The organism is Chelativorans sp. (genome assembly GCF_031180965.1).
GTDB lineage: Bacteria > Pseudomonadota > Alphaproteobacteria > Rhizobiales > Rhizobiaceae > Chelativorans.
The window spans coordinates 74,299-101,078 of sequence record NZ_JAPSLH010000006.1 but is presented as its reverse complement, the minus strand read 5'-3'; the positions used below and the strand labels follow the sequence as shown (position 1 = coordinate 101,078).

The 26,780-nt window shown below is 67.0% G+C and carries 23 protein-coding genes; 10 read left to right on the top strand and 13 right to left on the bottom strand.

All coding sequences use genetic code 11. The annotated features are described in order from the left end of the window. Positions 1-129 precede the first annotated feature (129 nt). Positions 130-1,929, top strand: a complete 1,800-nt coding sequence (locus RIN79_RS06720) for a monovalent cation:proton antiporter-2 (CPA2) family protein (protein ID WP_309083867.1) — start codon at positions 130-132, stop codon at positions 1,927-1,929. A 10-nt stretch (positions 1,930-1,939) separates the two neighbouring features. Here RIN79_RS06720 and RIN79_RS06715 read toward each other — a convergent pair whose 3' ends face one another. From RIN79_RS06715 to RIN79_RS06695, 5 genes are all read right to left on the bottom strand, one after another. Then, positions 1,940-2,824, bottom strand: a complete 885-nt coding sequence (locus tag RIN79_RS06715; protein WP_375165882.1) for a patatin-like phospholipase family protein — start codon at positions 2,822-2,824, stop codon at positions 1,940-1,942. An 89-nt stretch (positions 2,825-2,913) separates the two neighbouring features. Then, positions 2,914-4,260, bottom strand: a complete 1,347-nt coding sequence (locus RIN79_RS06710; RefSeq protein WP_309083865.1) for a pitrilysin family protein — start codon at positions 4,258-4,260, stop codon at positions 2,914-2,916. Beyond that, on the bottom strand, positions 4,257-5,618 hold the full coding sequence (locus tag RIN79_RS06705; protein ID WP_309083864.1) for a pitrilysin family protein: 1,362 nt from the start codon (positions 5,616-5,618) through the stop codon (positions 4,257-4,259). Before RIN79_RS06705 ends, RIN79_RS06710 begins: the two co-directional genes overlap by 4 nt. Before the next feature lie 91 nt (positions 5,619-5,709). Then, positions 5,710-6,270: a 16S rRNA (guanine(966)-N(2))-methyltransferase RsmD gene (rsmD, locus tag RIN79_RS06700; protein ID WP_309083863.1), complete on the bottom strand. Its 561-nt coding sequence runs from the start codon at positions 6,268-6,270 to the stop codon at positions 5,710-5,712. A 9-nt stretch (positions 6,271-6,279) separates the two neighbouring features. Then, complete coding sequence (locus RIN79_RS06695; RefSeq protein WP_309083862.1) at positions 6,280-7,845, bottom strand: pseudouridine synthase; 1,566 nt, start codon at positions 7,843-7,845, stop codon at positions 6,280-6,282. 93 nt (positions 7,846-7,938) lie between these two features. Between RIN79_RS06695 and RIN79_RS06690 the strand changes: the two genes are divergently transcribed. Then, positions 7,939-8,382 carry a nucleoside deaminase gene (locus RIN79_RS06690; protein WP_375165886.1) on the top strand — a complete coding sequence of 148 codons (444 nt, stop codon included), beginning with the start codon at positions 7,939-7,941 and terminating at the stop codon, positions 8,380-8,382. A 10-nt stretch (positions 8,383-8,392) separates the two neighbouring features. Here the strand turns inward: RIN79_RS06690 and RIN79_RS06685 are convergent, their stop codons facing one another. From RIN79_RS06685 to RIN79_RS06670, 4 genes are all read right to left on the bottom strand, one after another. Then, the gene (locus tag RIN79_RS06685) at positions 8,393-9,061 is read right to left on the bottom strand and encodes a hypothetical protein (RefSeq protein WP_309083861.1); all 669 of its coding nucleotides are present in this window, start codon (positions 9,059-9,061) and stop codon (positions 8,393-8,395) included. A 172-nt stretch (positions 9,062-9,233) separates the two neighbouring features. Then, positions 9,234-12,221, bottom strand: coding sequence for an isoleucine--tRNA ligase (gene ileS, locus RIN79_RS06680; protein WP_309083860.1), 2,988 nt, complete (start codon positions 12,219-12,221; stop codon positions 9,234-9,236). Between the two features lie 1,177 nt (positions 12,222-13,398). Further along, positions 13,399-14,382 carry a bifunctional riboflavin kinase/FAD synthetase gene (locus RIN79_RS06675; protein ID WP_309083859.1) on the bottom strand — a complete coding sequence of 328 codons (984 nt, stop codon included), beginning with the start codon at positions 14,380-14,382 and terminating at the stop codon, positions 13,399-13,401. Between the two features lie 6 nt (positions 14,383-14,388). Beyond that, on the bottom strand, positions 14,389-15,249 hold the full coding sequence (locus RIN79_RS06670; protein ID WP_309083858.1) for a TIGR01459 family HAD-type hydrolase: 861 nt from the start codon (positions 15,247-15,249) through the stop codon (positions 14,389-14,391). Positions 15,250-15,453: 204 nt separating this feature from the next. On the opposite strand from RIN79_RS06670, the gene hisS reads away from it, so the two are divergent. Genes hisS through hisG form a run of 3 tightly spaced genes read left to right on the top strand, consistent with a single transcriptional unit; the run spans position 15,454 to position 18,791 of the window. Then, complete coding sequence (gene hisS, locus RIN79_RS06665) at positions 15,454-16,929, top strand: histidine--tRNA ligase (protein ID WP_309083857.1); 1,476 nt, start codon at positions 15,454-15,456, stop codon at positions 16,927-16,929. 42 nt (positions 16,930-16,971) lie between these two features. Beyond that, on the top strand, positions 16,972-18,093 hold the full coding sequence (locus RIN79_RS06660) for an ATP phosphoribosyltransferase regulatory subunit (protein WP_309083856.1): 1,122 nt from the start codon (positions 16,972-16,974) through the stop codon (positions 18,091-18,093). Next, complete coding sequence (gene hisG, locus RIN79_RS06655) at positions 18,090-18,791, top strand: ATP phosphoribosyltransferase (RefSeq protein WP_309083855.1); 702 nt, start codon at positions 18,090-18,092, stop codon at positions 18,789-18,791. Before RIN79_RS06660 ends, hisG begins: the two co-directional genes overlap by 4 nt. Before the next feature lie 114 nt (positions 18,792-18,905). Here the strand turns inward: hisG and RIN79_RS06650 are convergent, their stop codons facing one another. Continuing rightward, positions 18,906-20,177 (bottom strand): DNA recombination protein RmuC, encoded by a 1,272-nt coding sequence (locus RIN79_RS06650; protein ID WP_309083854.1) that lies wholly within the window; start codon positions 20,175-20,177, stop codon positions 18,906-18,908. Positions 20,178-20,292: 115 nt separating this feature from the next. Here RIN79_RS06650 and def point away from each other — a divergent pair, with 115 nt between their 5' ends. From def to truA, 4 genes are all read left to right on the top strand, one after another. Next, complete coding sequence (gene def, locus RIN79_RS06645) at positions 20,293-20,826, top strand: peptide deformylase (RefSeq protein WP_309083853.1); 534 nt, start codon at positions 20,293-20,295, stop codon at positions 20,824-20,826. A 147-nt stretch (positions 20,827-20,973) separates the two neighbouring features. After that, a complete protein-coding gene (gene fmt, locus RIN79_RS06640; protein WP_309083852.1) occupies positions 20,974-21,909 on the top strand; it encodes a methionyl-tRNA formyltransferase in 936 nt (311 codons plus the stop codon). Then, a complete protein-coding gene (locus RIN79_RS06635) occupies positions 21,906-22,409 on the top strand; it encodes an N-acetyltransferase (protein ID WP_309083851.1) in 504 nt (167 codons plus the stop codon). Before fmt ends, RIN79_RS06635 begins: the two co-directional genes overlap by 4 nt. 2 nt (positions 22,410-22,411) lie before the next feature. Further along, a complete protein-coding gene (truA, locus tag RIN79_RS06630; RefSeq protein WP_309083850.1) occupies positions 22,412-23,155 on the top strand; it encodes a tRNA pseudouridine(38-40) synthase TruA in 744 nt (247 codons plus the stop codon). Here the strand turns inward: truA and RIN79_RS06625 are convergent. Continuing rightward, positions 23,139-23,693, bottom strand: coding sequence for an Lrp/AsnC family transcriptional regulator (locus tag RIN79_RS06625; RefSeq protein ID WP_309083849.1), 555 nt, complete (start codon positions 23,691-23,693; stop codon positions 23,139-23,141). The two genes, truA and RIN79_RS06625, sit on opposite strands and share 17 nt — an antisense overlap. Positions 23,694-23,741: 48 nt before the next feature. Here RIN79_RS06625 and RIN79_RS06620 point away from each other — a divergent pair, with 48 nt between their 5' ends. Further along, positions 23,742-24,950, top strand: a complete 1,209-nt coding sequence (locus tag RIN79_RS06620; RefSeq protein WP_309083848.1) for an MFS transporter — start codon at positions 23,742-23,744, stop codon at positions 24,948-24,950. Here RIN79_RS06620 and RIN79_RS06615 read toward each other — a convergent pair. Both RIN79_RS06615 and dapE read right to left on the bottom strand, forming a co-directional pair. After that, on the bottom strand, positions 24,918-25,514 hold the full coding sequence (locus RIN79_RS06615) for a transporter (RefSeq protein WP_309083847.1): 597 nt from the start codon (positions 25,512-25,514) through the stop codon (positions 24,918-24,920). The two genes, RIN79_RS06620 and RIN79_RS06615, sit on opposite strands and share 33 nt — an antisense overlap. Then, positions 25,514-26,701, bottom strand: a complete 1,188-nt coding sequence (dapE, locus tag RIN79_RS06610; RefSeq protein WP_309083846.1) for a succinyl-diaminopimelate desuccinylase — start codon at positions 26,699-26,701, stop codon at positions 25,514-25,516. Before dapE ends, RIN79_RS06615 begins: the two co-directional genes overlap by 1 nt. Between the last annotated feature and the right edge of the window lie 79 nt (positions 26,702-26,780).

Here is a 26,780-nt window from a genome sequence, read left to right as displayed (position 1 = left end):
CGGCGCCATGGAGGTGATTTGGGAGGGCGGCAAGAGTCGGCAAGACATGGACATGGCAAACCATTTATGGTTCGGAAGCGGCAAGCGCAATGCCGCGCAGTCCCCCGCAGCCCATAGACGAAGGCAAGCATGGAAGCGGCCCTCCACACATATTACCAGCCGCTGCTGCTTCTCGGCGCGGCGATCATCGCGGCCCCCCTGTTCAAGTGGCTCGGGCTGGGCACCATCCTGGGCTACCTCGCCGCCGGCGTGGCGATCGGCCCCGTCGCCCAGCTGATCGCCGACGGGGAGGAGCTTTTGCACGTTGCCGAGCTCGGCGTCGTCTTCCTCCTCTTCCTGATCGGCCTCGAGCTCAATCCCTCCCGGCTGTGGACAATGAGGCGGGATATTTTCGGCCTCGGCCTTGCCCAGGTGCTGGTGACGGGATTTGCCCTCGCTCTCATAGCCTTCTTCCTCCTCGGCTTCCCGGTGTCCGCCGCCATGGTGATCGGCTTCGGCCTGGCGCTGTCCTCCACCGCCTTCGCCATGCAGACGCTGGAATCCCAGGGAACCCTCAACCAGCGCTACGGCAGGACCGCCTTTTCCGTGCTCCTGTTCCAGGACATCGCGATTGCGCCGCTGCTTGCCGTTGTGCCGCTCCTTTCGCCCGGCGGCGAGGGCGCGGCAGACATTTCCGGCAGCCGCTTCGTGCTGGCGCTGGCAAGCGTGGCGGCGCTCATCCTCGTCGGGCGCTACGTCCTCAATCCGCTCTTCCGCGTCATCGCCACCACCGGCGCGCGCGAGGTGATGATCGCCGCCGCGCTCTTCGTCGTGCTCGCCTCGGCGACGCTGCTGCAGCTTGCCGGCCTCTCCATGGGCCTCGGCGCCTTCATCGCCGGCGTGCTCCTTGCCGATTCCTCCTTCCGGCACGAGCTCAGCGCCGATATCGAGCCTTTCCGCGGAATCCTGCTCGGCCTCTTCTTCATGGCCGTCGGCCTTTCCCTCGACCTTGGCGTCGTCATCGAGAACTGGGCGCTGGTTCTTGTCGCGGTGCCGGCGCTGATGCTCGCCAAGTCCGCGATCCTCTACGGCCTCTGCCGCCTGTTCGGCTGCGACCACGATTGCGCCATGAGGATCGCCGCGCTCTTGCCGCAGGGCGGCGAGTTCGGCTTCGTGCTCTTCACCGCCGCCTCGGCTGCGCTCATCTTTCCGCCCGCCACCGCCTCGCTTCTCACTGCCGTGGTCACGCTTTCCATGGCGCTGACGCCGCTCTTCGTGCGCATCGGCGAGCGGCTGACGCGCGGCGAGGAGCGCGAGGAAATGGACGAGAACTTCCATGGCGCGGGCGCCGACATCCTGATGATCGGCTTTTCGCGCTTCGGCCAGATCGCCTCGCAGATCCTGCTCGCCGGCGGCAGCGACGTCACCATCATCGACCATTCGGCGGCCCGCGTGCGGGCGGTGGAGAATTTCGGCTTCCGCATCTATTTCGGCGACGGCCGCCGCCGTGAGGTGCTTGAGGCAGCCGGCATCCAGCGCGCGAAGATCGTGGCCGTCTGCACCAATGTGCGCTCGACCACGGACGCTATCGTCGAGATGATCAAGTCCGAGTTCCCGCATGTGAAGCTTTATGTGCGCTCCTACGACCGGGCGCATACGCTGGCGCTGCGGGCGCAAGGCGTCGACTACGAGATCCGCGAAACCTTCGAGTCGGCCCTGATCTTCGGGCGGAAGTCGCTGGAGGCCCTCGGCACCGCCGAGGCGGTCGCCGAGGCGATCGTGGAAGATGTCCGCCGCCGCGACGAGGAGCGGCTCGCCATCCAGTCGCTCGAAGGGCTGCAGGCAGGCGGCGAGAAGATGCATGTGCGGCCGGTCACGCCGGAGCCGCTGATCAAGCCGGCGCGCGAGGGGCGGCGGCTCGACAGGGTGAGGGAAGACAACACGACCTGAGCTTCCCCGCTCAGGCCGCATCCCGTGTCAGGATTGCCTCCACCGCGCGCTTCAGTTCGTCGCCGATGGAGGCGGTCTCGGCCATGATCGCGTCCATCTTCATGAAATCGAGCACGCGGAAGCCGGAGATGGACGGGCGCAGCAGGATGTCCGGCCGGCGCTTCTGCAGCTTCATCGCGATGATCGATTGCATCATCAATTGCGTCGCGCCGAACATCATCTCGATGGTGCTCGGTATCTTCGGCGAGCGGACGGTGGGTACGCCCACCACATCGACGGCGATGACGAAATCCGCCGTCCCTTCGAGTATGTCGAAGGGCACCGGATTGTAGATGCCGCCGTCGATCAGCATGCGGCCCTCGCGCATCACCGGCCGGAAGACGGCGGGCAGCGCCGCCGAGGCGGCGAGCGCGGACCACAGGTCGCCCTTCTCGAAGACGGCCAGGTGATGCCCATAATAGTCTGTGGCGGTGACGCGCAGCGGGATCGCCAGATCCTCGAACCGGTCGGGGATCTGAGGCGGCAGGAATTCCTTCAGGATGCGCTCCGCGTTGAACTGGCCGAGCCGCAGGCCCGTCTCCATCATCTCGGAAAGCTTCGCCGGACGGGAGCGCCATATGCGCGCCGCAACCTCCGACCGGCGGGCGAGCACCCTTGCCGCATAGGCGCGGATCTCCTTGCCGCGCATGCCGGCGGCCATGCCCGCGCCCATGATGGCGCCGATCGAGGAGCCGGAGATCATGGCCGGCCTGATGCCGAGCTCGTCCAGCGCCTCGATGACATGGATGTGCGCAAGGCCGCGCGCCCCGCCGCCGCCGAAGGCGACCGCAAAGCTCGGGCCGGATGTGCTCTTGGCCGCCAGACGGACTTTTCCTGCACCCCGATCAGCCATCATTCATCCTTGCCGCAACGACTTCTCTCAAGCGGAGCCCGGCCGGCACCTCATGCCCCGGGGGGCTGCAGCCGTCCCCTGGTTATACTAACTCAGTTTTCCGCCTTCGGTTCAGGCCCGACCATCAGGACGGTCGGCTCGACCGAGAAAAGAAGCCCGGCGGTCCGCTTCACATCCTCCATCGTCACCGAGTTGAATTTGGCGACGCGCTCCTCGATATAGTTCTTGCTCCTGCCTTCCACCTGCAAGTGCACCATCGTCATGGCAATGCCCGTGGTGGAGCTTAGATGCCGGATCGCATAGGCGCCGATGAGGTATTTCTTGGCGGCGGCGAGTTCCTCGGGCGTCGGGCCCTTCTCCACCATGTCGGCGATGACATCCTGTGCCGCCTGAAGCGCCTCGGCGGCGCGGTCGCTCCTGGTCGAGAAGCCGACCGAGACTTCGCCCCAGCCGGTCGCGCTGTCCAAGGCGGCGTTCGCGCCATAGGTCAGCCCGCGCCTTTCCCGCAATTCGGTGAACAGCCGCGAATCCAGCCCGCCGCCGCCCAGGATTTGCACCAGCAGGGACGCGGGATAAAGCTCGGGGCTTGCCGTGGCGGGGCCGGGATAGAAAAGCGAGGTCGAGGTCTGCGGCCGGTCATAGACCTCGCGCACCTGCCTGCCGAAGTTCAGCGTCGGCGGAGGGATTTCCGCCAGATCGGCTTTTTCCGGAAGCCCGCCGAAGACCTCGTCAAGCACGCGCTTCAGCGTCTCGGGATCGATCGCGCCCACCACCCCGACGACGAGATTGGACCTTGCAAACATCCTCCGATGGAACGCCGCCAGGTCGTCCCGCGTGAGGGCGGAAACCGTCTCCTCGGTCGCCAGGCGGCCGAGCGGGTGGTCGCCGTAGAGGACCGAGGCAAGCTCCCGTGCGCCGCGGCTATCCGGGTCGTTCTTCTCGGCACGGAGCCGCGAGAGGGTTCTGGACCGCTCCCGAGCAAATTCGTCCGCCTCGAAACGCGGCGCGGAGAGGGCAAGCGAGAGGAGTTCCAGCGGCTCTTCCGTCTCGCCCGCGAGTACCCGCAGGGTGCCCGCGATCATGTCCGAGCTGGGATAAAGGGAGAGATCCGCTCCTGACTCGTAGAGGCGCTGCTGAAAGGCATCTGCGTCAAGGTTGCCCGCGCCATCCTCGAGCAGGCCGACCGTTAAGCCGGCCACGCCCTCCTTGCCCTGCGGCTCCTGGATGGTGCCCCCCTTGAAGGCGAAAGAGATGGCCACCAACGGATCGGAAGGGTCCTCGACCAGCCAGGCCTTGATTCCTTTCGCGGATGTCACCTCGACGATATCCAGATCCGCACGGGCGGGCAGGGAGAAGGCAAGGGCCAGGCAGAAGGAAAGGACATAGAGGATCGGCCGGCCCGACGGCGCCATGAAGATCGCGGAAGGCTTGCTCCTCATACCGGATCCTCCGCGCCCTGGGGGAGAAGATACGCGGCGACGCTGCGGGATTTCGCCAGATACCGCTGTGCCACTTGCTGGATGTCCTCGGCGGTCACAGCGTCGAGACGCTCAAGAATCCCGTTCACATCCTCCACCGTGCCGCCGACCATCAGCGTCGTGCCGATCTCCATGGCGCGGTCCATCTGGCTTTCCCGGCCCAGGACGAGGCCGCTCGCCAGCACCTTCCTCGTCACCTCCACCTCTCGATCCGAGACCCCCTCCCTGGCGATCTTCTCGATCTCAGCGTCTACCGCCTGAACCACCTCGCGGAGCTTGCCGGGATCGAGCGGGCGCGCATAGACGCTGATCCGGCTATAATCGCGGTAGCTGGTGGACACGCCCGCGCCGGCGGAAGAGGCAATCTGCTTTTTCACGACCAGCTCCTGATGGAGCCTGCTGCGCTCGCTGCCTCCAAGAATGACCGAAAGAAGCAGCAGCGCATCCGCATCCCTGCCATCGGCGGAGAAGGTCGCCGGGCCGAACCAGCTGCGCGAGAAGGAGGGCAGGGACACCCGCTCGTCACGCAGGACGGCGATGCGCTCGACCTTCGGCTCGGGCTCCTTCGTGCGGATGCGGGGCGGCAGGTCGGGCCCGCGCTCGAGCTTTCCATAGGTCTCCTCGGCCAGCCTGCGCACGGTTGCGGTATCAACGTCCCCCGCCACGACCAGCAGCGCATTGTTGGGCCGGTAATAGCGGTTGTAGAAGGCGGTAAGCTGATCCTTCGTCAGCGCCTTGATCTCGTCCATCCAGCCGATCACAGGGCGGCCGTAGGGATGGTTCTGGAAGAGCGTGGAATCGACCGCCTCGCCCAATATGCCCGAGGGCTCATTGTCGACCCTCGACAGGCGCTCCTCCATCACCACCTGCCGCTCCGTCTCGATCACCGCGTCGTCCAGGACGAGGTTGCGCATGCGGTCGGCCTCGAATGCCATCATCTCGCCGAGCGCGCTCGACGGCACCTGCTCGAAATAGGCAGTGAAGTCCTCTGTGGTGAAGGCGTTCTGGTTGCCGCCCACGGCAGCGACGGCGGCAGCGAGCTCTCCGCTTTCACGCGTCGAGGTCGCCTTGAACATCAGATGCTCGAAGAAATGCGCGATGCCCGATTGCCCCGGCTCTTCATCCGCGCCTCCGACCCGGTAGAAAAGCATGTGGGTCACGACCGGAACCGTCCTTTGCGGCGCGACCACCACCTCCAGCCCGTTGTCGAGCACGAAGCGTTCAAGCTCCATCCCGCCGGGAGCGCTTGCGGCCGAAAGCCTGGAAGGAGCCGCGGCGGCGAGAAGCAGCAGCGCCATGAAAAGGGAGAGGATTTTCATCCGAACGTCCTCAGATCGGAACAGGACAGGAAAGAAGGGCGAGCGACGTCAACCCGCGAAGGGGCGGGTCACTCATGGCCGGCAACAGTGGCTAAACTCTGGCCAGGCGGCAGAAGGAAAGCGTGCTCGACGAATAGGCCCGCACCTCCTCGACCGCGATCCCCTGCGGCGGGCGGAACGGCGTCGCCGCCGCCTCCTCGACGACGATCAGCGCATCATCCGTCAGCCACCCCCCCGCAAGCGCCGAGGCGATCGCCTTCTCGGCCAGCCCGGCTCCGTAAGGCGGATCGGCGAAAACCAGGTCGAAGGGCTGCATCGTGCCGACCGGACCGAGATGCGTGGCGTCTCGGCGGAAGATGCGGGTGCGGCCTTGCAGTCCGAGGCTCTCGATATTCTCGCGCACGAGCGCCCGCGCCGCGGCGACTTCCTCCACGAAAAGGCAGTAGGCCGCGCCGCGCGACAGCGCCTCGATGCCGAGCGCACCGCTGCCCGAGAAGAGATCGAGCACGCGCGCGCCCTCGAGCGAGCCCGGATAGCCGTGCTCCAGCACATTGAACAGGGATTCGCGCGCGCGGTCGCTCGTGGGACGGATCGCATCGTTCTTGGGCGAGGCGAGCCGCCTCCCGCGCAGACTGCCGCCGACGATGCGCATGCCCTGCCCCTACCGCTTCTTCGGTCCTTGCGCCTTGCCGCCCGGTCCGCCTCGCGGCGGGCGGTCGGGGGATCGCCCGCCCTTGCCCGGCGGCGTCGCGCCCGGCCTGCGTTTCTGCGCACCCGCGGCCGCCTTGCCCGCCCGGCCCGCCGGCTTTCCTTCGGACGCCTCTGCGGCTTCCTCCGCCCGCTTCCTGCCCACCGGACGGGCGCCCGGCGCCATCCACACATTGGCCGAGCGCGAGCGCCGCTCCACAGGCCTCGACGCTTTGTCGTCCCTGCCCACCCGCCCGGGCCGGGCGTCGCCCCTCGAACGGGCCGCCCGAGCGTCCTTCCCCGCCCCTGCCGGGCGGGAATTCCTCGCCGGACGAGCCTCGTCCCCGTCCTCGCGCATCCGCCTTGGCCGCTCGTCCTTGCCGGATCGCGCGGGACGTTCGTCCCTGCCCGGCCGTCCCGGGCGCTCGTCCCTTCCGGGCGTGGCCCGGCGGTCATCACTCCATCGCCGCTCCGGTCGCTGCTCCCACCGGGGACGCTCGGGGCGCTGCGTCTGCAGGCGGTCGCGCATCTCCTCGCGCTTTTCCTCGCGCTCCTTCTTGCGGTTGACGAATTTCTTCTCCGCCGCTTCCGGGCGCTCGCGCCCGGGCTTGCGCGCATCTTCGCTCTTCTCGGGTCTCGGCCGTTCCGCCCGCACCGGCTTGTTCACGAAAGGCCGGGCGATCGGCGCCTCAAAATTGGCGCCCGCCTCCTCGATCAGCCGCTCGCCGAGCTGGTCGCGCAGGGTGCGACCCTTGATCTCCTGGATCGCGCCTTCGGGCAATTCCCCCAGCTGGAAAGGGCCATAGGAGATGCGGATCAGGCGCGTCACGTCCAACCCCAGCGCGCCCAGCACATTCTTGACCTCGCGGTTCTTGCCCTCGCGCAGCCCGAGCGTCAGCCAGGCATTGGAGCCCTGCTGCCGGTCCATGGTGGCGCTGATCGCGCCGTAGAAGACGCCATCCACCGCGGTGCCCTTTTCCAGCTCCGCCAGCGCCAGCGGGTCCACCTTGCCGTGCACGCGCACGCGATAGCGGCGCAGCCAGCCCGTGGCGGGCAGTTCCAGCACGCGGGCAAGCCCGCCGTCATTGGTCAGAAGCAGCAGACCTTCCGTGTTGATGTCGAGCCGCCCCACCGTGATGAGGCGCGGCAGCCCCTCCGGCAGGATGTCGAAGATGGTCCTGCGCCCTTCCGGGTCGCGGCTCGTCGTCACCACGCCGGCCGGCTTGTGGAACAGGAAAAGGCGCGTGCGCTCCACTTCGGGAATGGGCGCGCCGTCGATCTCGATGCGGTCCGTCGGCCGCACATTGAAGGCGGGCGAGGTCAGCAGGCGGCCGTTCACCTTGACCCGGCCGGCCTCGACCATCGCCTCCGCGTCGCGCCGCGAGGCAACGCCCGCCCGCGCCAGGCGCTTGGCGATGCGCTCGCCCCCCTCGCCCGCGCGCGCTTCCTCGCGCTCCGGACCCTTGCCGGGGCCGGCGGCCCTTGCACGCGGCCCGTCCGCCCTCTTCGGGCGCGCGGGTCTGTCCTTCTTGTCCTTCATGGTGGCCTTTGCCTTTCAGCGGCGGTAGGTATCAATTCGGGTTCCTGCTTGCGAGCAAAAAGATTGGACCGGCAGACGCCAATTCCAACCTTCATGGAGATCGCGCTCGAGGAGGCGCGCCTTGCCGCCCGGCGCGGCGAGGTCCCCGTCGGCGCGGTGGTGGTGCGGGACGGCAGGCTGCTGGCGCGGGCGGGCAACCGCACGCGCGAGCTCGCCGACCCCACCGCCCATGCCGAAATCCTGGCGATCCGCGCCGCCTGCGCGGCGGAAGCCGCCGAGCGGCTGACCGGCGCTGACCTTTATGTGACGCTGGAACCCTGCGCCATGTGCGCCGGCGCCATCTCCTTCGCCCGCATCCGCCGGCTCTATTTCGCCGCGCCCGATCCCAAGGGGGGCGGCGTCATCCATGGCGGGCGCTTCTTCAGCCAGCCCACCTGCCATCACGCGCCGGAAGTCTACGAAGGGATCGGCGAAGCCGAGGCCGCCGCGCTTCTCAGGCAGTTCTTTGCCGCAAGGCGCGGCACACCGGACGAATAAAGTCGCCGCGTCAGTTCAGCCAGGGGATCAGCCGGCGCAGCCCGCCGGTCTCCGCCCCGCCGGCGGCGCGCTTGGCGGCGCGCTGCTTCTTTGCCTCGTCCTCGCCGAGCTGGTCCGCAGGCGCGGTGGGCGCCGGCTGGCGGTAGTCGAGCGGCGGCTCGCTCAGATAGCGCCGCGTCGTCGGGCTGCCCTGCTGGCTCGCCTGGCGCTGCTGCCGGAAAGCCGCTCCCTGCTGCCGTTGGGTCTGGCCGCCCGAGGCAAGGATTGCCGGACGGACGCGGTCGCCCTCGCTGAACTCGATGCCGGACCCGCTGCCGCCGCCCGTCGCCACGTCGCGGATCACGGGCGGCCGATAAGAGGGGTTGTCCTGGTTGGCCGTCGCCTCGGCGCGGATGCGCGCCAGCCGCTGCTCGGGCGATTCGGGCCAGGCCGGGTTGCCGGCGGCCACCACATTTTCCTGCGGCGGCGGAAGGACTTCCGTGGAGGGCGGCTTCACGATACCGGGACGGGGGCTGTAGTCGATCGCCTGGCTCCGCTTGGGCGTGACGGAGAGGACACCGGTCAGGTCCTCGACCAGCTGCTGGTCGGCGGGCTTGCCAGTCCCATAGGTCGGGCCGGCGCAGCCGGAAAGCAGCGCGGCCGCAGCCGCAGCAGCCAAAGCAACCAGCCTGGAATTCATGCCTCGCCCCTCGCTCGATCCGCGTGCGCCGCGATAAAAGCCGTCAACGCCTGTTCTCCTGGCACACCCTGCCCCTCGCTCGCGCCCCGCTCTTCGCCCGCAAATCGGACGAGATGATGGCGCGCGACCGGCCGCTTTTAGCGGACACCCCCGTCCGAGGCAACGGCCCGGCCTAAATGCGCCCGAGCGCCCGCAATTCGTGCAGGGCGGCCGCATCGCGCGCCGACACGTCCGGGAATTCGGGATCCGACCCGACATCGTCCGTATAGCGCCAGGAGCGCGCGCATTTCTGCCCGGCCGCGCGCCGGAAGACGACCGCCACCCCCTTCACCTCGTCCAGGGTGAACGCGCTCTCCGGCGGCGCGTCTCCGCGCATCTCGATGCCACTGGTGATGCACACCTCGGCCATGTCCACATCCGCCACCGCCTCGGCAAGCTCCGAGTCGGTCACATGGACGATGGGCGCGGCCTCCAGCGAGGAGCCGATGGTCTTCTCCTTGCGCTCGATCTCCAGCGCGCCGGTCACCACCCGCCGCACCTGGCGGACCTTGCGCCATTTCTCCGCCAGAGCCTCGTCGTGCCAGGCGCTGGGCACGTCGGGGAACTGCGCCAGATGCACGGATTTGGCCTCCGGATAGCGCTCCAGCCACGCCTCCTCCATGGTGAAGGGCAGCATCGGGGCCATCCAGGTCACCAGGCAGTCGAAGAGCTGGCGCACCACATGGAGCGCCGCCTTGCGGCGGATGCTCGACGGCGCGTCGCAGTAGAGCGCGTCCTTGCGCACGTCGAAATAGAAGGCGGAAAGCTCCACCACCATGAAGTCGAGAGCCGCGCGCATCACGCGCTTGAAGTCGAAATTGTCGTAGCCCCGGCGCACCACCTGGTCGAGCTCGAACAGCCGGTGCAGCATCAGCCGCTCCAGCTCCGGCATTTCCGTCAGCGGCACCGTCTCGCCCTCGTCATGGGCGAGCGTGCCCAGCATCCAGCGGACCGTGTTCCTGAGCTTGCGGTAGGCGTCGATATTCGTCTGCAGGACGTTGTTGCCGAGCCGCTGGTCCTCCCAGTAGTCGGTCGTCACCACCCAAAGGCGCAGGATGTCGGCGCCGGACTTCGCCATCACATCCTGCGGCACGACGGTGTTGCCCAGCGACTTCGACATCTTGCGGCCTTCCTCGCCCATGGTGAAGCCATGGGTGACGACCGTGTCGTAGGGCGCGCGGCCGCGCGTGCCGCAGCTCTCGAGCAGCGAGGAATGGAACCAGCCGCGATGCTGGTCCGAGCCTTCGAGATAGACATCCGCCGGCCATTTCAGGTCCGGCCGGTCCTCGAGCGTGAAGGCGTGCGTGGAGCCCGAATCGAACCAGACATCGAGGATGTCGCGCACCTGCGTCCACCGCTCCATGTCGTTGCGGCCGGCAAGGAACCGCTCCTTCGCGCCCTCGGCGAACCAGGCGTCGGCGCCCTCCTGCTCGAAGGCTTCCATGATGCGCCGGTTCACCGTCTCGTCCTTCAGCACCTCGCCATTCTCGTCGACGAAGACGGCGATCGGCACGCCCCAGGCACGCTGGCGCGAGAGCACCCAGTCGGGCCGCTCCTCGATCATGGCGCGCAGCCGCGTCTGGCCGGCGGCAGGCACGAAGCGCGTCTCGTCGATGGCCTTCAGCGCACGCGTGCGCAAGGTCGTTCCGTCGCCGAGGTCCTTGTCCATATAGACGAACCATTGCGGAGTGTTGCGGAAGATGACCGGCTTCTTCGAGCGCCAGGAATGCGGATACTGATGCTTCAGCCGGCCGCGCGCGAAGAGCATGTTCCTTTCGATCAGCGCCTCGATGACGGCCTTGTTGGCGTCGCCCTTCTTGCCCGCATCGTCGATCACGCGCGCCGCACCACCCGGCCGGTCCGGGCCGAAGCCCGGCGCGTCCTTGGTGAAGAAGCCGGCATCGTCCACCGGAAAGGGGATCGCGGTGTCGATGCCGCGCGCGGCAAGCTCGCGGGCATGCTCCATCCACACGTCAAAGTCCTCGCGGCCATGGCTGGGGGCGGTGTGCACGAAGCCGGTGCCTGCGTCGTCGGTGACATGCTCGCCGGGGATCAGCGGGACGGGAAATTCGTAGCCGCCGCCCAGCTGGCGGAGCGGATGCAGGCATAGCAGGGATGCCAGCTCTTCCTCCGCGACTTCACGCACCTTTCGGTATTGCAGCTTGGCCTTGGCAAACGACTCCTCGGCAAGCTTCTCCGCAAAAATCAGCTTCTCGCCCGGCCTGGGGCCGAAATCGTTCTCGGCCGCCGTCACCTCGTAGAGCGCATAGCCGACGCGCGGCGAGTACGCGATCGCCCTGTTGCCGGGGAGGGTCCATGGGGTTGTCGTCCAGATGACGACCGTGGAGCCTTGCAGGTCGCCCAAGACGCCGCCGTCTGCGTTCTGTGCGATCACTTTCTGGCGGAAGTCTTCGCCTATGGACGCGCCTCGCTCGCTACGCAGCACCACAGGAAACTTCACCCAGACCGTATCGCTCTCATAGTCCTGGTACTCGACCTCGGCTTCCGCCAGCGCGGTGCGTTCCACCACGCTCCACATCACGGGCTTGGAGCCGCGGTAGAGCTGGCCGGACATGGCGAATTTCAGGAGCTCGCCGGCGATGCGCGCCTCGGCGTGATAGGCCATGGTCGTATAGGGATTGTCGAAATCGCCCACGACGCCCAGCCGCTGGAACTCCTCCGACTGCACCTTGATCCAGTGCGTCGCGAAGTCCCGGCATTCCCTGCGGAATTCGTTGATCGGCACCTCATCCTTGTTCCGACCCTTGGCGCGGTACTGCTCCTCGATCTTCCACTCGATGGGCAGGCCGTGGCAGTCCCAGCCGGGCACATAGTTGGAGTCATAGCCGCGCATCTGGAAGGAGCGGGTGATGACGTCCTTCAGCACCTTGTTCAGCGCATGGCCGATATGGATGTTGCCATTGGCATAGGGCGGCCCGTCATGCAGCACGAAGAGTGGCCTGCCCTTCGCATCCTCGCGCAGGAGCCGGTAGAGGTCCATCTCGCGCCAGCGGGCGACGATCTCCGGCTCCTTCTGGGGCAGGCCGGCGCGCATCGGGAATTCCGTCTGCGGCAGATAAAGGGTCTTGGAGTAATCCAGCTTTTCGGACGTATCGCTCATTTAATCGCCGTGAGAAGGGCGAAGCCCGGTGGCCTCGCCGATGACCGTATCAACCTTCGACATGCTCAGGTGGCGGAGGGAGCGCTCATGCCGAGCGCAGGAAACCCGGACCTTCCCGCAGCCCTTCAGGCCACAGGGAAAGCCGGGCCGGTAATTCGTATGGCGATCGGCCGAAAGCTGCTGCTGGTCTTCATGGTCCGCGCTTTTAGCCGAGACCGGCGGAAGAATAAAGGGCCGGTCATGCGCGGCAGAGCCGGCTCCGACCTTCTTCGTGCACCTGAAGCACCCCTCACTTGCTTCGCACCAACCTAGCTGTCAATCGCCAGCGTCGGCGGTATACCCCTCTCTTGCAAATTCCAAGGACTTGGCGTTGCCAAGCCCAGGAATTTGCTTTCTCTCCCGCAAGGGGAGAGATAGACGCCCTGCACCAGCGCTTCTGCCACTCACCAGCCTCGACGATTAGCGGCAAGCCTATGCCGGCGATATCTCTCCCCTTGCGGGAGAGAAAGCGTTTTCCTGCACTTGCGAGCGGGCTTGTCCCCGAGCAAGTGCTTGGAAAACGCAAGTGAGGGGTCCCTGAAACGATCAATCGCCCTTCGCAAGTCCCGAACGGTGTGGATCAAAATGGCCTCGCAGCCTGGAAGCACAAAAATTCTTTGAAAGTAAAACAAGTGCTTACTCGATTTTCCGTTCTCCGGCGGCTGTTTTTTTATCCATCAACTTCCGCCCTCCCTTATCATTCTCCCCATCGCTCTTGCGGGAACCGGATGCGCACCGGGTGTTCGGGAGAGCGGCGGCAACCTCCCCCTCCAGGGATCGGTACCTGGAGGCATGCTGAGGGCCCGCGACAGGCCGGCGGTGCCGGAGTGCTGGGTGACAGACAGCGCTTCGGAAAAACGGGTGTCGGGTTCCAGACGACACTGCGGAAACCGCGGAGAAGCCGCTAGGGCTTTTCCTTCGGCCCGGCAAAGACCACCCCCTTCATTGGGTGCAGCCGGGAAGATGGAAGAGCCCGAGTGACCGGCCAATGTCGGGACAGCGGCCGGCGGGGCGCGTGGAACGCGCCACGTAAACTAACAGAGAGGCACGGATCACGCGCCCCGCTTCCCACCTTCTTCAATGGCCAGACGGCGAAAGCCGGGCGTGGCAGCGATGACGCGCGCCGCCGGATGCCGCTTCAAGGAAAAGCGATCGCGAGGTCGAGACCGGAAAGCGGCCGCACGCCGGCAAGAAGCGCCCTCGCCTCCGCCTCGTCGCGGCGGATTTGCGCCACCAGCGCGTCGAGCCCGTCGAATTTCTCCTCCCCGCGCAGGAAACCGAAGAAGGAGACGGCGCAGGTCTCGCCGTAGAGGTCGCCATGGAAATCGAACAGGAAGGTCTCGAGCAGGGGAACGCCCTTGTCCTCCACGGTCGGGCGGATCCCGAAGCTCGCCACCCCGTCATGCAGCGTTCCGTCGGCGCGGCGGAAGCGCACCGCATAGATGCCGTGGCGCAGGCCGGTTTCGTCGGGCAGCGCCATGTTCGCCGTCGGAAAGCCCAGCGTCCGGCCGAGCTTGCGGCCGCCGATCACCTCGGCCTCGACGGTATAGCGGTAGCCGAGCAGGCCCGCCGCTTCGGCCACCTCGCCGGCATCCAGCAGCGCGCGGATGCGGCTCGACGAGACCACCTCGCCGCCCTCGTCGGAAAAGGCGTCCACCACCGTCACGCCGAAGCCGTAGGCTTGCCCGCCAGCCTCCAGCGTTTCCGGCGTGCCGCCGCGCCCCTTGCCGTAGTGGAAGTCGTAGCCGGTCACCACATGGGCAGCGCCGAGACCCGCCGAAAGCACCTCGGCCACGAAGCGCACGGCCGGCAGCGAGGAGAATTCGCGCGTGAAGGGCTGCTCGACCACGGCGGCGAAGCCCATCGCCCCAAGCACCCGCGCCTTCATGGGCGCAGGCGTCAGGCGGAAGAGCGGCACGTCCGGCCGGAAGACGCGGCGCGGATGCGGCTCGAAGGTGAGCACGACGGGCGGAGCGTTTTCCACCTCGGCGATCTGCAGCGCCCGCGCCAGCACCGCCTGATGCCCGCGATGCACGCCGTCGAAATTGCCGATCGCGATCACGCCCCCGCGCAGTCCCGGCGGGATGTCCTGGAAGCCCGAGCAGCGCAGGATGTCGCCCACCGCGCTCTACCTGAGCCGTTCGATCACGGCCACTGGCCGATAGCCGTGCTTTTCCAGGAACGCGGCCAGGCGCTCCCGGTCCAGCCGCCGCTCGTTGTTGTACTCGGCGGCGTGGATGCCTTCCGTCACGAACAGAAGGTCGATGCCCATATTGGCGGCGCCCTTCACGTCGGTCAGGATGCCGTCGCCGATGGCGAGCGCATCGCTGGGACCCACCTCGCGGCCGAGCTTTTCCCCCGCCGCGGCCAGCGCGGCCTCGTAGATCGGCCGGTGCGGCTTGCCTGCAATCAGCGTGCGGCCGCCCAGATGCGCATAGTCGCGCGCCAGCGCGCCGGCGCAGAAGATGAGCCGGTCGCCGCGCTCCACCACGATGTCCGGATTGGCGCAGATGAAGGGCAGGTCGCGGGCGCGCAGGCGCTGCAGCATCTCCGCATAATCCTCCGGCGTCTCCGTCTCGTCATCGAAAAAGCCGGTGCAGACGACGCCCGCCGCCTCGAATTCTTCGACAAGCTCGACATCGAGGTCATCATAGATCGGCAGATCGCGCTCCGGCCCCAGGTGGAAAATCCGGCGCGGGCCGTTGCGGATGAGTTCGCGGGTGACGTCGCCGGAGGTGACCACCTCGTCCCAGGCCTCGTCGGGCACGCCGATGTCGCGCAGCTGCTCCTTCACCAGGTGGTTCGGGCGCGGCGAGTTGGTGACCAGCACCACCGCCTTGCCGGCGCGGCGGGCGCGCGTAAGCGCGGCGGCGGCGGCGGGATGCGCCGAGACGCCGTTGTGCAGCACGCCCCATATATCGGAGAGGATCACCGGGTATTTGGCGGCGACGGCGTCGAGACTCTCGATCATGGCCGGCGGCTGCGGCATCGGTTTCTCCGTGTTGCTTCGGGCTGGGCCGGGTGCTGCGACCGGCAGGACCGAGAGGGAATTAGCCGAAGACCCGCGGCATGTCATCCGCTTTCCGCGCGGCTGGCCGGCCGGTGCCGGCCTTGCCGCTACCGGGCTTATCGGCTAGGACAGCCGCGCCCGGCAGCGGGCGCATTTCTCCCCACGAACGGACGGACTTTTGTGATGGCTGACAAGGCGGACAGGGTGAAGGCAAGGCTCCCGCGCGGGCTTGTCGACCGCCATCCGGCCGACATCCGCGCCGTCGAGGAGATGATGGCGAAGATCCGCGCCGTCTATGAGCTCTACGGCTTTGAGCCGGTGGAGACGCCGCTCATCGAATATACGGATGCGCTCGGCAAGTTCCTGCCCGACCAGGACCGGCCGAACGAGGGCGTCTTCTCCTTCCAGGACGAGGACGAGCAGTGGCTCTCGCTGCGCTACGACCTGACGGCTCCCCTCGCCCGCTTCGTGGCGGAGAATTTCGAGCGCCTGCCGAAACCCTATCGCAGCTACCGCGCCGGCTGGGTTTTCCGCAACGAGAAGCCCGGCCCCGGCCGCTTCCGCCAGTTCATGCAGTTCGATGCCGACACGGTGGGCGCGCCCAATGTCTCCGCCGATGCCGAGATGTGCATGATGATGGCCGATGTGATGGAGGCGCTGGGGATTGCGCGCGGCGACTATGTGATCCGCGTCAACAACCGCAAGGTGCTCGACGGCGTGCTGGAGGCGATCGGCCTCGGCGGTGACGAGAATGCCGGACGTAGGCTCACGGTTCTGAGGGCAATCGATAAGTTGGACAAGTTTGGGCCGGAGGGCGTGCGGGAGCTGCTCGGGAAAGGCCGACTTGATGAGAGCGGTGATTTTACCAAAGGGGCCGGGCTCGATGAGAGCCAGCAGGAAGTCGTCCTCCACATGTGCCTCGACGCCGAAGGGGCCGCGGAGGCGGCGACGAACGAGACTTGGAGCCAAGGCACCGAGGAATTGCGGGAGATCGCGGCCTTGGTGTCTGCGGCCGGCTATGAAACCGACCGCATCCGCATCGATCCCTCCGTCGTCCGCGGCCTCGAATACTATACGGGGCCGGTGTTCGAAGCCGAGCTGACCTTTCCCGTCGTCAACGAGGACGGCGAGACGGTGCGTTTCGGCTCCGTCGGCGGCGGCGGGCGTTATGACGGACTCGTCTCGCGCTTCCGCGGCGAGCCGGTGCCGGCCACCGGCTTTTCCATCGGCGTCTCCCGCCTGATGACGGCGCTCAAAAACCTCGGCAAGCTGGAGACGTCCGAGGCGGTCGCGCCGGTGGTCGTCCTCGTCATGGACAAGGACACGGAAAGCCTCGGGCGCTACCAGCGAATGGTCTCCGAGCTTCGCAAAGCCGGGATCCGCGCGGAAATGTATCTGGGCGGCGCGGGCATGAAGGCGCAGATGAAATATGCCGACCGGCGCGGCAGCCCCTGCGTCATCATCCAGGGGGCCGACGAGCGCGAAAAGGGCGAGGTGCAGATCAAGGACCTCGTGGAAGGCAAGCGCCTGTCCGAAGAGATCGAGGACAATGCCACCTGGCGCGAATCCCGCCCCGCGCAATTCTCCGTGCCGGAGAGCGAGATCGTCGCCGCCGTCCGCCGCGTGCTCGACGCGCAGGCGAAAGAGCGGGACAGCTAGCATGGGTCGTGCTGCCCTTTTCGCGCGTGTGGCTGCCCTCCCATGACCACCCGCTATCCCTCCTTCGCCGGGGAGATCCTCGACCTGTTCGCCGAGCGCGACGCGGTGCTGACCGACATCGCCATCATCCAGCCGGCCGACCCCTTCCTCGACATGGCCGGCGAGGACCTGCGCCGGCGCATATTCCTCACCGAAAGCGAGACCGGCCAGACGCTGTGCCTGCGGCCGGAATTCACCATCCCCGTCTGCCTCGACCACATCGCCACGCGCGCCTCGACGCCGCGCCGCTACGCCTATCTCGGCGAGGTGTTCCGGCAGCGCCGGGAGGGCGGAGCCGAGTTCTTCCAGGCGGGCATAGAGGATCTCGGCGCAGAGGACCGCGCGGCGGCCGATGCGCGCTCGCTCGCCGATGCGCATGCGATCCTTTCGCGGGTGCTGCCGGATCGGACCCTGCGCGTCACGCTGGGCGATCAGGCGGTGTTCGAAGCCGTCCTTTCCGCGCTCGGCCTGCCGCGCGGTTGGCAAAAGCGGCTAACGCGCGCCTTCGGCTCGCCGGCCATGCTGGAGGCAACGATAGCCGAATTCACCAACCCGCAGGCCGCATCCAACCTGCCGAGGGAGGTGGCGAGCCTCGTCGCCCGCAGGGATGAGGCCGCGCTGACCCGGCATATCGAAGAGGCGATGCAAAGCGCCGGCCTTTCACCCTCTGCCGGGCGGCTGCCGTCCGAGATCGCGGGCCGGCTGCTCGAGAAGGCGGAACTGCGAAGCGTGCGGCTCGCCGATGACGCGCTGGATGCCCTGAAGAGTTTTCTTGCCATCCGTGCGCCGCTCGCAGAGGCGGGTGAACGGCTTGCCACGTTTGCCGATGCAGTGGACATCTATGTCGACGAGGCGCTCGCAGGTTTTGCTGCGCGCGCGATGCGCATCAAGAATTTCGGGCTGCCGCTCGAGCAAATCGAGTATGATGCCGGTTTCGGCCGGCCGCTCGACTATTATACAGGTTTCATCTTCGAGATCGGCACAGACGGGCTCAGCCAGCCGCTTGCCGGCGGCGGGCGCTACGACCGGCTCCTGACCCTGCTCGGCGCCGAAAGTCCCATTCCGGGCGTCGGCTTTTCCATCTGGCTCGACCGGGTGGCCGCGCTCAGGGGGGAGGAACCATGAGCATCACCCTCGCCCTCCCCTCGAAGGGGCGCCTCAAGGACGAAGCGCTCGAGCGGCTGCAGAGAGCCGGCTATCCCATTCGCATGCCCGAGAACGACCGCCGCTACCGGGCCGGGGTGGAAGGGCTCGACGGGCTCGAAATCTCCTTCCTTTCGGCCTCCGAAATCGCGCGCGAGCTCGACCGCGGCGGCATCGATCTCGGCATCACCGGCGAGGATCTGGTGCGCGAGACCATCCCCGACTGGGAGCGGAAGGTCGAGATCGCCGCCCGGCTCGGCTTCGGCCATGCGGATGTGGTCGTCGCCGTGCCGGATGTGTGGTTCGACGTCTCCACCATGGCCGACCTCGACGACGTTGCGGCGGATTTCCGCCACCGGCACGGGAGGCGGCTGCGCATCGCCACGAAATACTGGCGGCTGACGCAGCAGTTCTTCTCGCAGAAGCACGGGATCCAGGTCTACCGCATCGTGGAAAGCCTCGGCGCCACCGAGGGCGCGCCGGCAGCGGGATCGGCCGATGTCATCGTCGACATCACCTCGACCGGCTCGACCCTCAAGGCCAACCACCTGAAGGTGCTGGAGGATGGCATCATCTTGCACTCACAGGCCTGCCTGGTGGCCTCCCGAAGGGAGCGCTCCGCAGAGGATGCCCGGTTGATCGCCGAGTTTGCCGCGGCGGTGGACGGGCAGGCGAAGTAGAGGGTCTACCGCCGGCGCGCGGCGGCGCCACTCTGCCAAAGCAGCGCGCGGTCTGCTTTGCGGGCGACTAAAAGTTCAGGCACAGGTCGCAAGCGCCTGCTTGAGAGAGCAGGCTCATTCCTCCACGACCCGCAGCCGCAGAGAGCCGGATCCGGGTGCGGCCGCTACAGCGGCGGGGCGGCCGGTTTCTTCCTCGTCCTGAGACCCGATCGCGGCACCGTTGACTTCCGCCGCCCCCAGTTCCAAAGCCTCGATCCGCGCTCCGCGCTTCGTCACCTTGTCCGCCGAGGTGACGATCAGGTCGATGTCCTTGTTGGCCTGCAGGAAATGAGCCTGCAGCTTGCGCACGCGGTCGTCCAGCCGCGAGACATCCTGCATCAGCTTGGCCACCTCCGCCTGGATGAGATGCGCTTGCTCGCGCATGCGGGCATCCTTCAGCACCGCCTGAATGACCTGGATCGAAAGCATGAGCAGGGATGGTGAGACGATCACGATGCGCGCCCGGTGCGCGCGCTGCACGAGCGCCTCGAAATTCTCGTGGATCTCGGCAAAGATCGACTCGGAGGGCACGAACATGAAGGCCGTGTCCTGCGTCTCGCCTGGGATAAGATATTTCTCGGCGATGGCCTTGATATGCACCTCCACATCGCGGCGGAAGGCCGCCTCGGCATATTTGCGCCCCTCCGGCCCGCCCTCCCCTTCGGCGGCGGCACGGATCGCGTTCCACGCCTCCAGCGGGAACTTGGCGTCGATGACGAGCGGCGGTGTTCCGTTCGGCATCTTCACCAGGCAGTCGGGGCGGCTGCCATTGGACAGCGTGAACTGGAATTCGTAGGCCGTTGGGGGAAGGCCGTCGGCGATGATCGCTTCCATTCGGGCCTGGCCGAAGGCGCCGCGCGTCTGCTTGTTGGAGAGAATCTGCTGCAACTGCACCACCTGGCCGGCCAGCGACTGAATGTTGCTCTGCGCGGTGTCGATGACGGCGAGCCGCTCCTGCAGCTTGGCCAGGTTCTCGTGCGTGGACTTGGTCTGCTCGGTGATCGACTGGCCGAGCCGCGAGGTCATGCCGTCGAGCCGCTCCGAAATCGCCTTAGTCAGCTCCGCCTGCCGCGTGCCGAACACTTCGGCGATCGCTCCCATGCGGCCCTGGAGCTCGGTCTGCGCCTTGGCAAGCTCGGCAAGGCGCGCCTCCGCCTCGCGGGCGCGGGCGGCAGCTTCGGCTTCCGCCAGGGCGCGCGCACGGGCGCTGCGCCGGAGCGACAGTGCGAGAACGAGGATCAGGAGAACCAAGAGCGCGCCGCAGGCGACCGCCAGTTCGCCGAGCGAGATCACCGTGGCACCGAGGTGGACTACGGGCGTGGAAAGGAGTTGGCTGGATTCGTTCATGCACCGCACGCTACATGATTCTTGCGGTTAAGAGAAGATCAAAACGTGAACAAAGCGGCCTGCCCACAGGCGTTCGCATATTGACGGCCCTCTGCCGAGCCATTACCTCACGCGCATGACCATTCGCCCGCTTATCCTCCTGCCCGATCCCCTGCTGCGCCAGGTCTCCAAGCCCGTCGAGCGCGTGGACGATAATCTGCGCAAGTTCGCCGACGACATGGTGGAGACCATGTATGACGCGCCGGGGATAGGGCTTGCCGCCATCCAGGTAGGCGAGCCCCTTCGGATGCTTGTGCTCGATGTGGCCGAGAAGGACGAGCCGAAGAATCCGCAGGTCTTCATCAATCCGGAGATCCTCGCGCGGTCCGATGAGCGGAACCTGCACGAGGAAGGCTGCCTCTCCATTCCCGACTATTACGCGGAAGTTGAGCGTCCGGCCGAAGTGACTGTCAAATATATCGGTCTCGACGGAAAGGAGCATGTGGTGGAGGCAAACGGCATTCTCGCCACCTGCCTGCAGCACGAGATCGACCATCTCAACGGCGTACTGTTCATCGACTATCTGTCGAAGCTCAAGCGCGATATCGTGGTGCGCAAGTTCAAGAAGCTGGCCAAGGACCGCCCGCCGCCGGCAAGGATGGCGGGGTAGGATTGCGGCATCTTCCGCCGCGGCTTTCGCGCCCTTCAGGCGCAATGCTGGTCACGCGGAAGGCGGTTTCGACGACCTTGACCTGGTGCTCGTGAACCCCTTGAAGCGTGACCACACGATCGCGGAAGAGAGATAGCGGACCGATCAATGCCCTTGCGCCTCGTCTTCATGGGAACGTCGGAATTTTCCGTGCCGACACTCGAGGCGCTCGCCGAGGCAGGGCACGAGATCGCCGCCGTCTACACCCAGCCGCCGCGCCCGGCCGGGCGGCGCGGGCTGGAGCTGACCAAATCTCCCGTGCATCAGGCTGCGGAAAGGCTCGGACTTCCCGTGCGCACGCCGGTATCTCTCAAGAGTGCAGAGGAACAGGAGGCGTTCCGCTCGCTTGAAGCCGATGCGGCGGTGGTCGTCGCCTACGGCCTACTCCTGCCCAAACCTATCCTGAAAGGGACAAGGCTTGGCGCCTTCAACGGCCATGCCTCGCTGCTCCCCCGCTGGCGGGGCGCGGCGCCAATCCAGCGCGCCATCATGGGCGGCGACCGGGACACCGGGATGATGGTGATGAAAATGGACGAGGGGCTGGATACGGGCCCCGTTGCCATGACCGAAAAGGTCGAGATCGCTCACGATATGACCGCAGGCGAGTTGCACGATGTCCTGAAGGAGGCCGGCGCGAGGTTGATGGCAGAGGCGATGGCGAGGCTCGAAAAAGGGGAGCTGACGCTCACGCCTCAGCCGGCTGAAGGCATCAAATATGCGAAAAAGATCGGCAAGGAAGAGACGCGGGTCGACTGGACCCGCCCGGCCGCCGAGGTGCACAATCACATCCGCGGGCTTGCACCCTTTCCCGGCGCGTGGTGCGAAATGCCTGTCGCCGGCAAGCCGGAACGGGTGAAGCTGCTGCGCTCCACGCTGGCCGCGGGCAGCGGCGCGCCGGGCGAGCTGATCGACGATGCGCTGGGCGTCGCCTGTGGGCAAGACGCGGTGCGGCTTATCGAGGTGCAGCGGGCGGGCGGGAAGCCGGTGCGGGCGGAAGATTTCCTGCGCGGCGCCAAGCTTGAAAGGGGAATGCGGCTGTCATGAGCGCGGTGATCATACGGCCGGAGGAAGCGGACGACGAAGCGGCCATCCGCTCGCTTCTTGTCGCCGCCTTCAAGGGCGAGGCTGAAGCCGGGCTCGTCGACGCCCTGCGCCGAGCCGATGACGTGGTGCTTTCGCTGGTCGCCGAGCGCACCGGAGAAATACGCGGCCATATCCTGTTCTCGCGGCTCCTCGTTCGGACCGGGGAGGAGGCTTTTCCCGCCGTGGCGCTCGCGCCGCTGGCGGTGCATCCCGACCACCAAAAGGAAGGCATCGCCACGGCGCTGATGGACGATGCGCATCTGCGCCTGCAGAACCGGGGCGAGCTTCTTTCGCTCGTGCTCGGCGAGCCGGCCTTCTATGGTCGCTTCGGCTACAGCCGAGAACGCGCGCAAGGCTTCGACAGCATCTATCAGGGCGAGTTCCTGCAGGCGCTCGCCTGGGGTGAGGCGCCCAGCACCGGGCGGCTCGAATATCCCGCCGCCTTCGCGGACCTTGCCTGACGATGCTGCGCTACCGCATCGACATCGAATATGACGGCGGGCAATATGCCGGCTGGCAGCGCCAGGCCGGCCAACACAGCGTGCAGGAGGCGATCGAGACGGCAATCGCCGCCTTCTGCGGCGAGGAAGTGACCCTGCGCGGCGCCGGCCGGACCGATGCCGGCGTTCACGCGCTTGGCCAGGTCGCCCATTTCGAGCTTTCGCGGGAATGGAAGGCGGAAAAGGTGCGCGACGCGGTGAATGCGCATCTTGGTCTTGCCGGCGAGACGATCTCGATCCTGCGCGCGGCGATCGTGGCGGAGGATTTCGATGCGCGGTTCTCGGCCAAGGGGCGGCACTATCTCTACCGCATTGTCAACCGACGCCCGCCTCTGGCGCTGGAGCGCGGGAAAGCCTGGCACGTGACGAAAAAGCTCGACGCGGAAGCGATGCACGAAGCGGCGCAGAGGCTCGTCGGGAAGCACGACTTCACCACCTTCCGCTCCGTCCAATGCCAGGCGAAAAGCCCGGTAAAGACGCTCGACCGCCTGGATGTCGCAAGGGTCGGCGAGGCGATCGAGATCCGCGCCTCGGCCCGCTCCTTCCTGCACAATCAGGTGCGCTCGCTGGTGGGAACGCTGAAGAAGGTCGGCGAAGGTGGCTGGACGGCCGACGACGTGGAGGCCGCCCTTGAGGCGCGCGACCGCGCCGCCTGCGGGCCGGTGGCGCCTCCCGAAGGGCTCTACCTCCTCAGGGTCGACTACTGACCGCCGCGGCCTCGCGCCAGTCGTCGACGGTCGACCAGGTGGCGGTGTGCGCAGGCTGCGGCGGCCGCTCCAGATAGGTGGAAAGCACGACATAGCTGCGCGTCGCCACCACGCCGGGGGCCGCATAGATGCGGGCCAGCAGGCCTTCCAGCGCATGGGTGTCGCGGGCGCGCACCTTCAGCATGATGCAGGTGTCGCCCGCCACGGAATGGATCTCCTCCACCTCCGGATGCTCGGAGATGGCCAGCAGTTGCGGCGTCTTGCCCCAGCCGGTCGTGTCGACATGGACGAAGGCGAGCAGGCCCTTTCCGGCCGCCTCGGCGTCGATAATCGCCGCCACCTTGCGGATGATGCCGCTGCGCTTCAGCCGCTTCACCCGCTCATGCACGGCGGGCGCGGAGAGGCCGACCTTGTGGCCGAGCTCCGCATAGCTCTGGGTCGCATCTTCCACCAGCGCGCATAATATTTTTCGGTCCATCGCGTCCAAGGGCTGGCCGGCGGCGAGCTTGGGCTGAACGTCATCTGTATTTATGCGCATTCGGTAAAACCCTGTTGTCGCCGAATTATCAGCGGGCATTATGGCTCTATGTCCGAAGCTCATCAAGCACCGTCCTCCCTCGCCGGCGCCGCCGAGCAGCGCATCCCGCCCTCGGTCTTCATGCTGACGGCGGCCATTGCCGTGATCGGCTGCAATTCGCTCGGCCTCTCCCCCATCGCGCCGGAAGTGGCGCGCTCCTTCGGCACCTCCGTGCCCGCCGTCATGGGCGGAACGGCCGCGTTCGGGCTCGGCACGGCGGCGAGCGCGCTGCTGCTCGCCCGCCATATCGACCGCGTCGGCGCCTGGCGCATGCTGCGGCTCGCCTTCGGTCTGCTGACGCTGAGCCTGGCGGCCAGCGCGGTCGCGCCGGCGGCGGCCGTGCTCATCGCGGCGCAGTTCTGCGCCGGCATAGCCGCCGGCGTGGCGGTGCCCGCCATTTATGCGAACGCGGCGGCGATCGCCCCGCCCGGCCGGGAGACCAAGACCGTCGGCCTGATGCTCACCGGCTGGACGCTGAGCATGGTGGCGGGGGTTTCCCTTTCGGCCGCCCTTGCGGACTGGCTGCACTGGCGCGCCGTCTATTGCGCGATCGCGCTTCTCTCGGCGGGAGCGCTGCTGGCCCTCCTGTCGAACGGCCGCCGCGATCTGCCTTCATCCGGCTCAGCGCCCTCGCCGCTCGCGGCGCTCTCCATCCCCGGCGTGCCGCCTCTGCTTCTGGCCTGCGGCGCCTTCATGACGGCCTTCTACGGCGTCTATGCCTATCTGGGAGATCATTTGCACCAGGAACTCGGCCTGCCGCTCAGCGCGAACGGGGTGATCACCGTTGCCTATGGCCTTGGCTTCGGTTCAGCCGCCTTCCTGGACGGCCTGGAGAAGCGGCTGCCGGTCCGGCTCACCCTGCCGCTCGCCTTTGCCGCCGTCTGTCTCGTCTACATCCTGATGACGTCGGGAAGCGGGAGCTACAGCTCGGTGCTCCTGTTGACCCTCCTCTGGGGATTTACAAACCACTTCGGGCTCAACCTCCTGATCGTGCGGCTCACGGCGCTGCGGCCTTCCCGCCGCGGCACCATCATGGGCATGAACAGCGCCGTCACCTATCTGGCCACATTCGCCGGGACGCTAGGCTTTGGTCCGCTCTATGCGGCCTTTGGCTTTGCCGCGCTCACGGCGCTTGCGGCGGCGCTGATGATCCTCGCCGTCGCCGCAGCGCTCGCCCCGGTGAGCTCAGCTGCCCTGGAATTCGAGCCCGAGCACTGACTGCAGCGCGATCAGGACGGAGATTGAGATGACGAGCATGGCGAAAAACACCGCCGTGCCGACCGCGGCGCCCTTCCCGATCGCAACAACGGTGAGGCGCCAGGAGAGGCCGAGCGTCACCAGGAAGAGGACGAGCGAGATGCCGTCCGTCAGGTCCGACGCCTGCGGGACGAAGAGGCGCAACAGCGCGGGCAGCAGCATCAGCCAGGCAAAGAGCGCCGAGGCCCAGTTGCTCGCCACCACATAGTGGACGAAGCGGTCCGCTATGCCTGCCGGCCGCGCGAAGGCGGCAAGCACCACCAGCGGCAGGATCCAGGCGCCTATATCGATCAGGAACAGGCGGACCAGCAGAGCAAAGCGCGAGCCGACGGCGGCCGCCTCCGGAACACTGTTTGCAAACCCGACCCAACCCACAATCAAGGGCGGCAGGGCGACGATTACCGCGAAGAACGAATTCCAGAAACCGTCGGCTGACAGGTCGAGCAGCTTCAGCCCCTCCGGCCGGCCCAGCATCATGCGCCAGACACCGGCGAAATACTGCTGGACTTCCGCGCCTGACAGCATCAGGCGAACCAGTCTTCCAGGAAACGCAGATAGATCCGCGTCAGGGTTTCAAGATCGGCAACCGCCACCCGCTCGTCCGCCATATGCATGGTTCGGCCGACGAGCCCGAACTCCACGACCGGACAATAGTCTTTGATGAAGCGGGCGTCCGATGTGCCACCGGTCGTCGACAGCGCGGGCTTTCGGCCGGTGACCGCCTCGATCGAGGCGGAGAGGGTCTCGATCAGCTTTTCATCCCGCGTCAGGAAGACGGGGCTGGACCGGCCGAGCCATTCGAGCTCGAAGGAGACCGGCTCGGCGCGGCCGGGCCGCAGCCTGTTTTCCGCCGCGGCGCGATCGAGGCGGTTGTGGATCTCGGCCTGCAGGGTCTCCACCGACCAGGTGTCGTTGAAGCGCACATTGAACGCGGAGGTCGCCCTGCCGGGGATGACGTTGACGGCGGGATTGCCTACGTCAACGGAGGTGAACTCCAGATTGGTGGCGGGGAATTCCGCCGTGCCGGCATCGAGGGGCGGCTGCAGAAGCGCTTCGAGGAGGGGCAGGAGACCCGGTATGGGGTTGTCCGCCAGGTGTGGATAGGCGACGTGGCCCTGCCGGCCGAAAACCGTGATGCGGCCGGAAAGCGAGCCGCGCCGGCCGACCTTGATCATGTCGCCGAGGGCTTCGGCATTGGTCGGCTCTCCGACGATTGCCGCATCCCAGCTCTCGCCGCGGGCGGCCGCCCATTCGAGCAGCTTCACCGTGCCGTTGATAGCCGGCCCCTCCTCGTCGCCCGTGATCAGGAGGGAGATGGAGCCCTTCGGCGCGCCGCGCATCTCCACATGGCGCGCAAGGGCGGCGACAAAGCAGGCGATGGCGCCCTTCATGTCCACCGCCCCGCGGCCGAACATCTCGCCGCCGGCAATCTCTGCGGCAAAGGGGGGATGCGTCCAGGCGCTCTCGTCGCCCGGCGGGACGACATCCGTGTGGCCGGCGAACATCAGATGCGGGCCGTTGCCCGCGATGCGGGCGTAGAGGTTCTCCACATCCGCCTCCCCGTCCTCTGTAAAGACGGGGCGATCCACCCGCGCGCCGAGCGCCTTCAGCATGGCTTCGAGCACACCCAAGGCTCCCCCCTCGGCAGGTGTCACGGAGGGGCACCGGATGAGCGCGGCGAGATTGGAGACTGGATCGACGGGCAGACTCATAGGGCTGCCAATAATTGAAAGCCCGTCGGCTGTCACGCCGCTCCGATGCGCGCGGCGAATTCTCACATGCGGCGGGCGC

Excerpts from the sequence above, each read along its gene's own strand:
- RIN79_RS06720 (WP_309083867.1), top strand. The coding sequence starts at position 130 with ATGGAAGCGGCCCTCCACACATATTACCAGCCGCTGCTGCTTCTCGGC.
- RIN79_RS06715 (WP_375165882.1), bottom strand. The coding sequence starts at position 2,824 with ATGATGGCTGATCGGGGTGCAGGAAAAGTCCGTCTGGCGGCCAAGAGC.
- RIN79_RS06710 (WP_309083865.1), bottom strand. The coding sequence starts at position 4,260 with ATGAGGAGCAAGCCTTCCGCGATCTTCATGGCGCCGTCGGGCCGGCCG.
- RIN79_RS06705 (WP_309083864.1), bottom strand. The coding sequence starts at position 5,618 with ATGAAAATCCTCTCCCTTTTCATGGCGCTGCTGCTTCTCGCCGCCGCG.
- rsmD (WP_309083863.1), bottom strand. The coding sequence starts at position 6,270 with ATGCGCATCGTCGGCGGCAGTCTGCGCGGGAGGCGGCTCGCCTCGCCC.
- RIN79_RS06695 (WP_309083862.1), bottom strand. The coding sequence starts at position 7,845 with ATGAAGGACAAGAAGGACAGACCCGCGCGCCCGAAGAGGGCGGACGGG.
- RIN79_RS06690 (WP_375165886.1), top strand. The coding sequence starts at position 7,939 with ATGGAGATCGCGCTCGAGGAGGCGCGCCTTGCCGCCCGGCGCGGCGAG.
- RIN79_RS06685 (WP_309083861.1), bottom strand. The coding sequence starts at position 9,061 with ATGAATTCCAGGCTGGTTGCTTTGGCTGCTGCGGCTGCGGCCGCGCTG.
- ileS (WP_309083860.1), bottom strand. The coding sequence starts at position 12,221 with ATGAGCGATACGTCCGAAAAGCTGGATTACTCCAAGACCCTTTATCTG.
- RIN79_RS06670 (WP_309083858.1), bottom strand. The coding sequence starts at position 15,249 with ATGCCGCAGCCGCCGGCCATGATCGAGAGTCTCGACGCCGTCGCCGCC.
- hisS (WP_309083857.1), top strand. The coding sequence starts at position 15,454 with ATGGCTGACAAGGCGGACAGGGTGAAGGCAAGGCTCCCGCGCGGGCTT.
- RIN79_RS06660 (WP_309083856.1), top strand. The coding sequence starts at position 16,972 with ATGACCACCCGCTATCCCTCCTTCGCCGGGGAGATCCTCGACCTGTTC.
- hisG (WP_309083855.1), top strand. The coding sequence starts at position 18,090 with ATGAGCATCACCCTCGCCCTCCCCTCGAAGGGGCGCCTCAAGGACGAA.
- RIN79_RS06650 (WP_309083854.1), bottom strand. The coding sequence starts at position 20,177 with ATGAACGAATCCAGCCAACTCCTTTCCACGCCCGTAGTCCACCTCGGT.
- def (WP_309083853.1), top strand. The coding sequence starts at position 20,293 with ATGACCATTCGCCCGCTTATCCTCCTGCCCGATCCCCTGCTGCGCCAG.
- fmt (WP_309083852.1), top strand. The coding sequence starts at position 20,974 with ATGCCCTTGCGCCTCGTCTTCATGGGAACGTCGGAATTTTCCGTGCCG.
- RIN79_RS06635 (WP_309083851.1), top strand. The coding sequence starts at position 21,906 with ATGAGCGCGGTGATCATACGGCCGGAGGAAGCGGACGACGAAGCGGCC.
- truA (WP_309083850.1), top strand. The coding sequence starts at position 22,412 with ATGCTGCGCTACCGCATCGACATCGAATATGACGGCGGGCAATATGCC.
- RIN79_RS06625 (WP_309083849.1), bottom strand. The coding sequence starts at position 23,693 with ATGCGCATAAATACAGATGACGTTCAGCCCAAGCTCGCCGCCGGCCAG.
- RIN79_RS06620 (WP_309083848.1), top strand. The coding sequence starts at position 23,742 with ATGTCCGAAGCTCATCAAGCACCGTCCTCCCTCGCCGGCGCCGCCGAG.
- RIN79_RS06615 (WP_309083847.1), bottom strand. The coding sequence starts at position 25,514 with ATGCTGTCAGGCGCGGAAGTCCAGCAGTATTTCGCCGGTGTCTGGCGC.
- dapE (WP_309083846.1), bottom strand. The coding sequence starts at position 26,701 with ATGAGTCTGCCCGTCGATCCAGTCTCCAATCTCGCCGCGCTCATCCGG.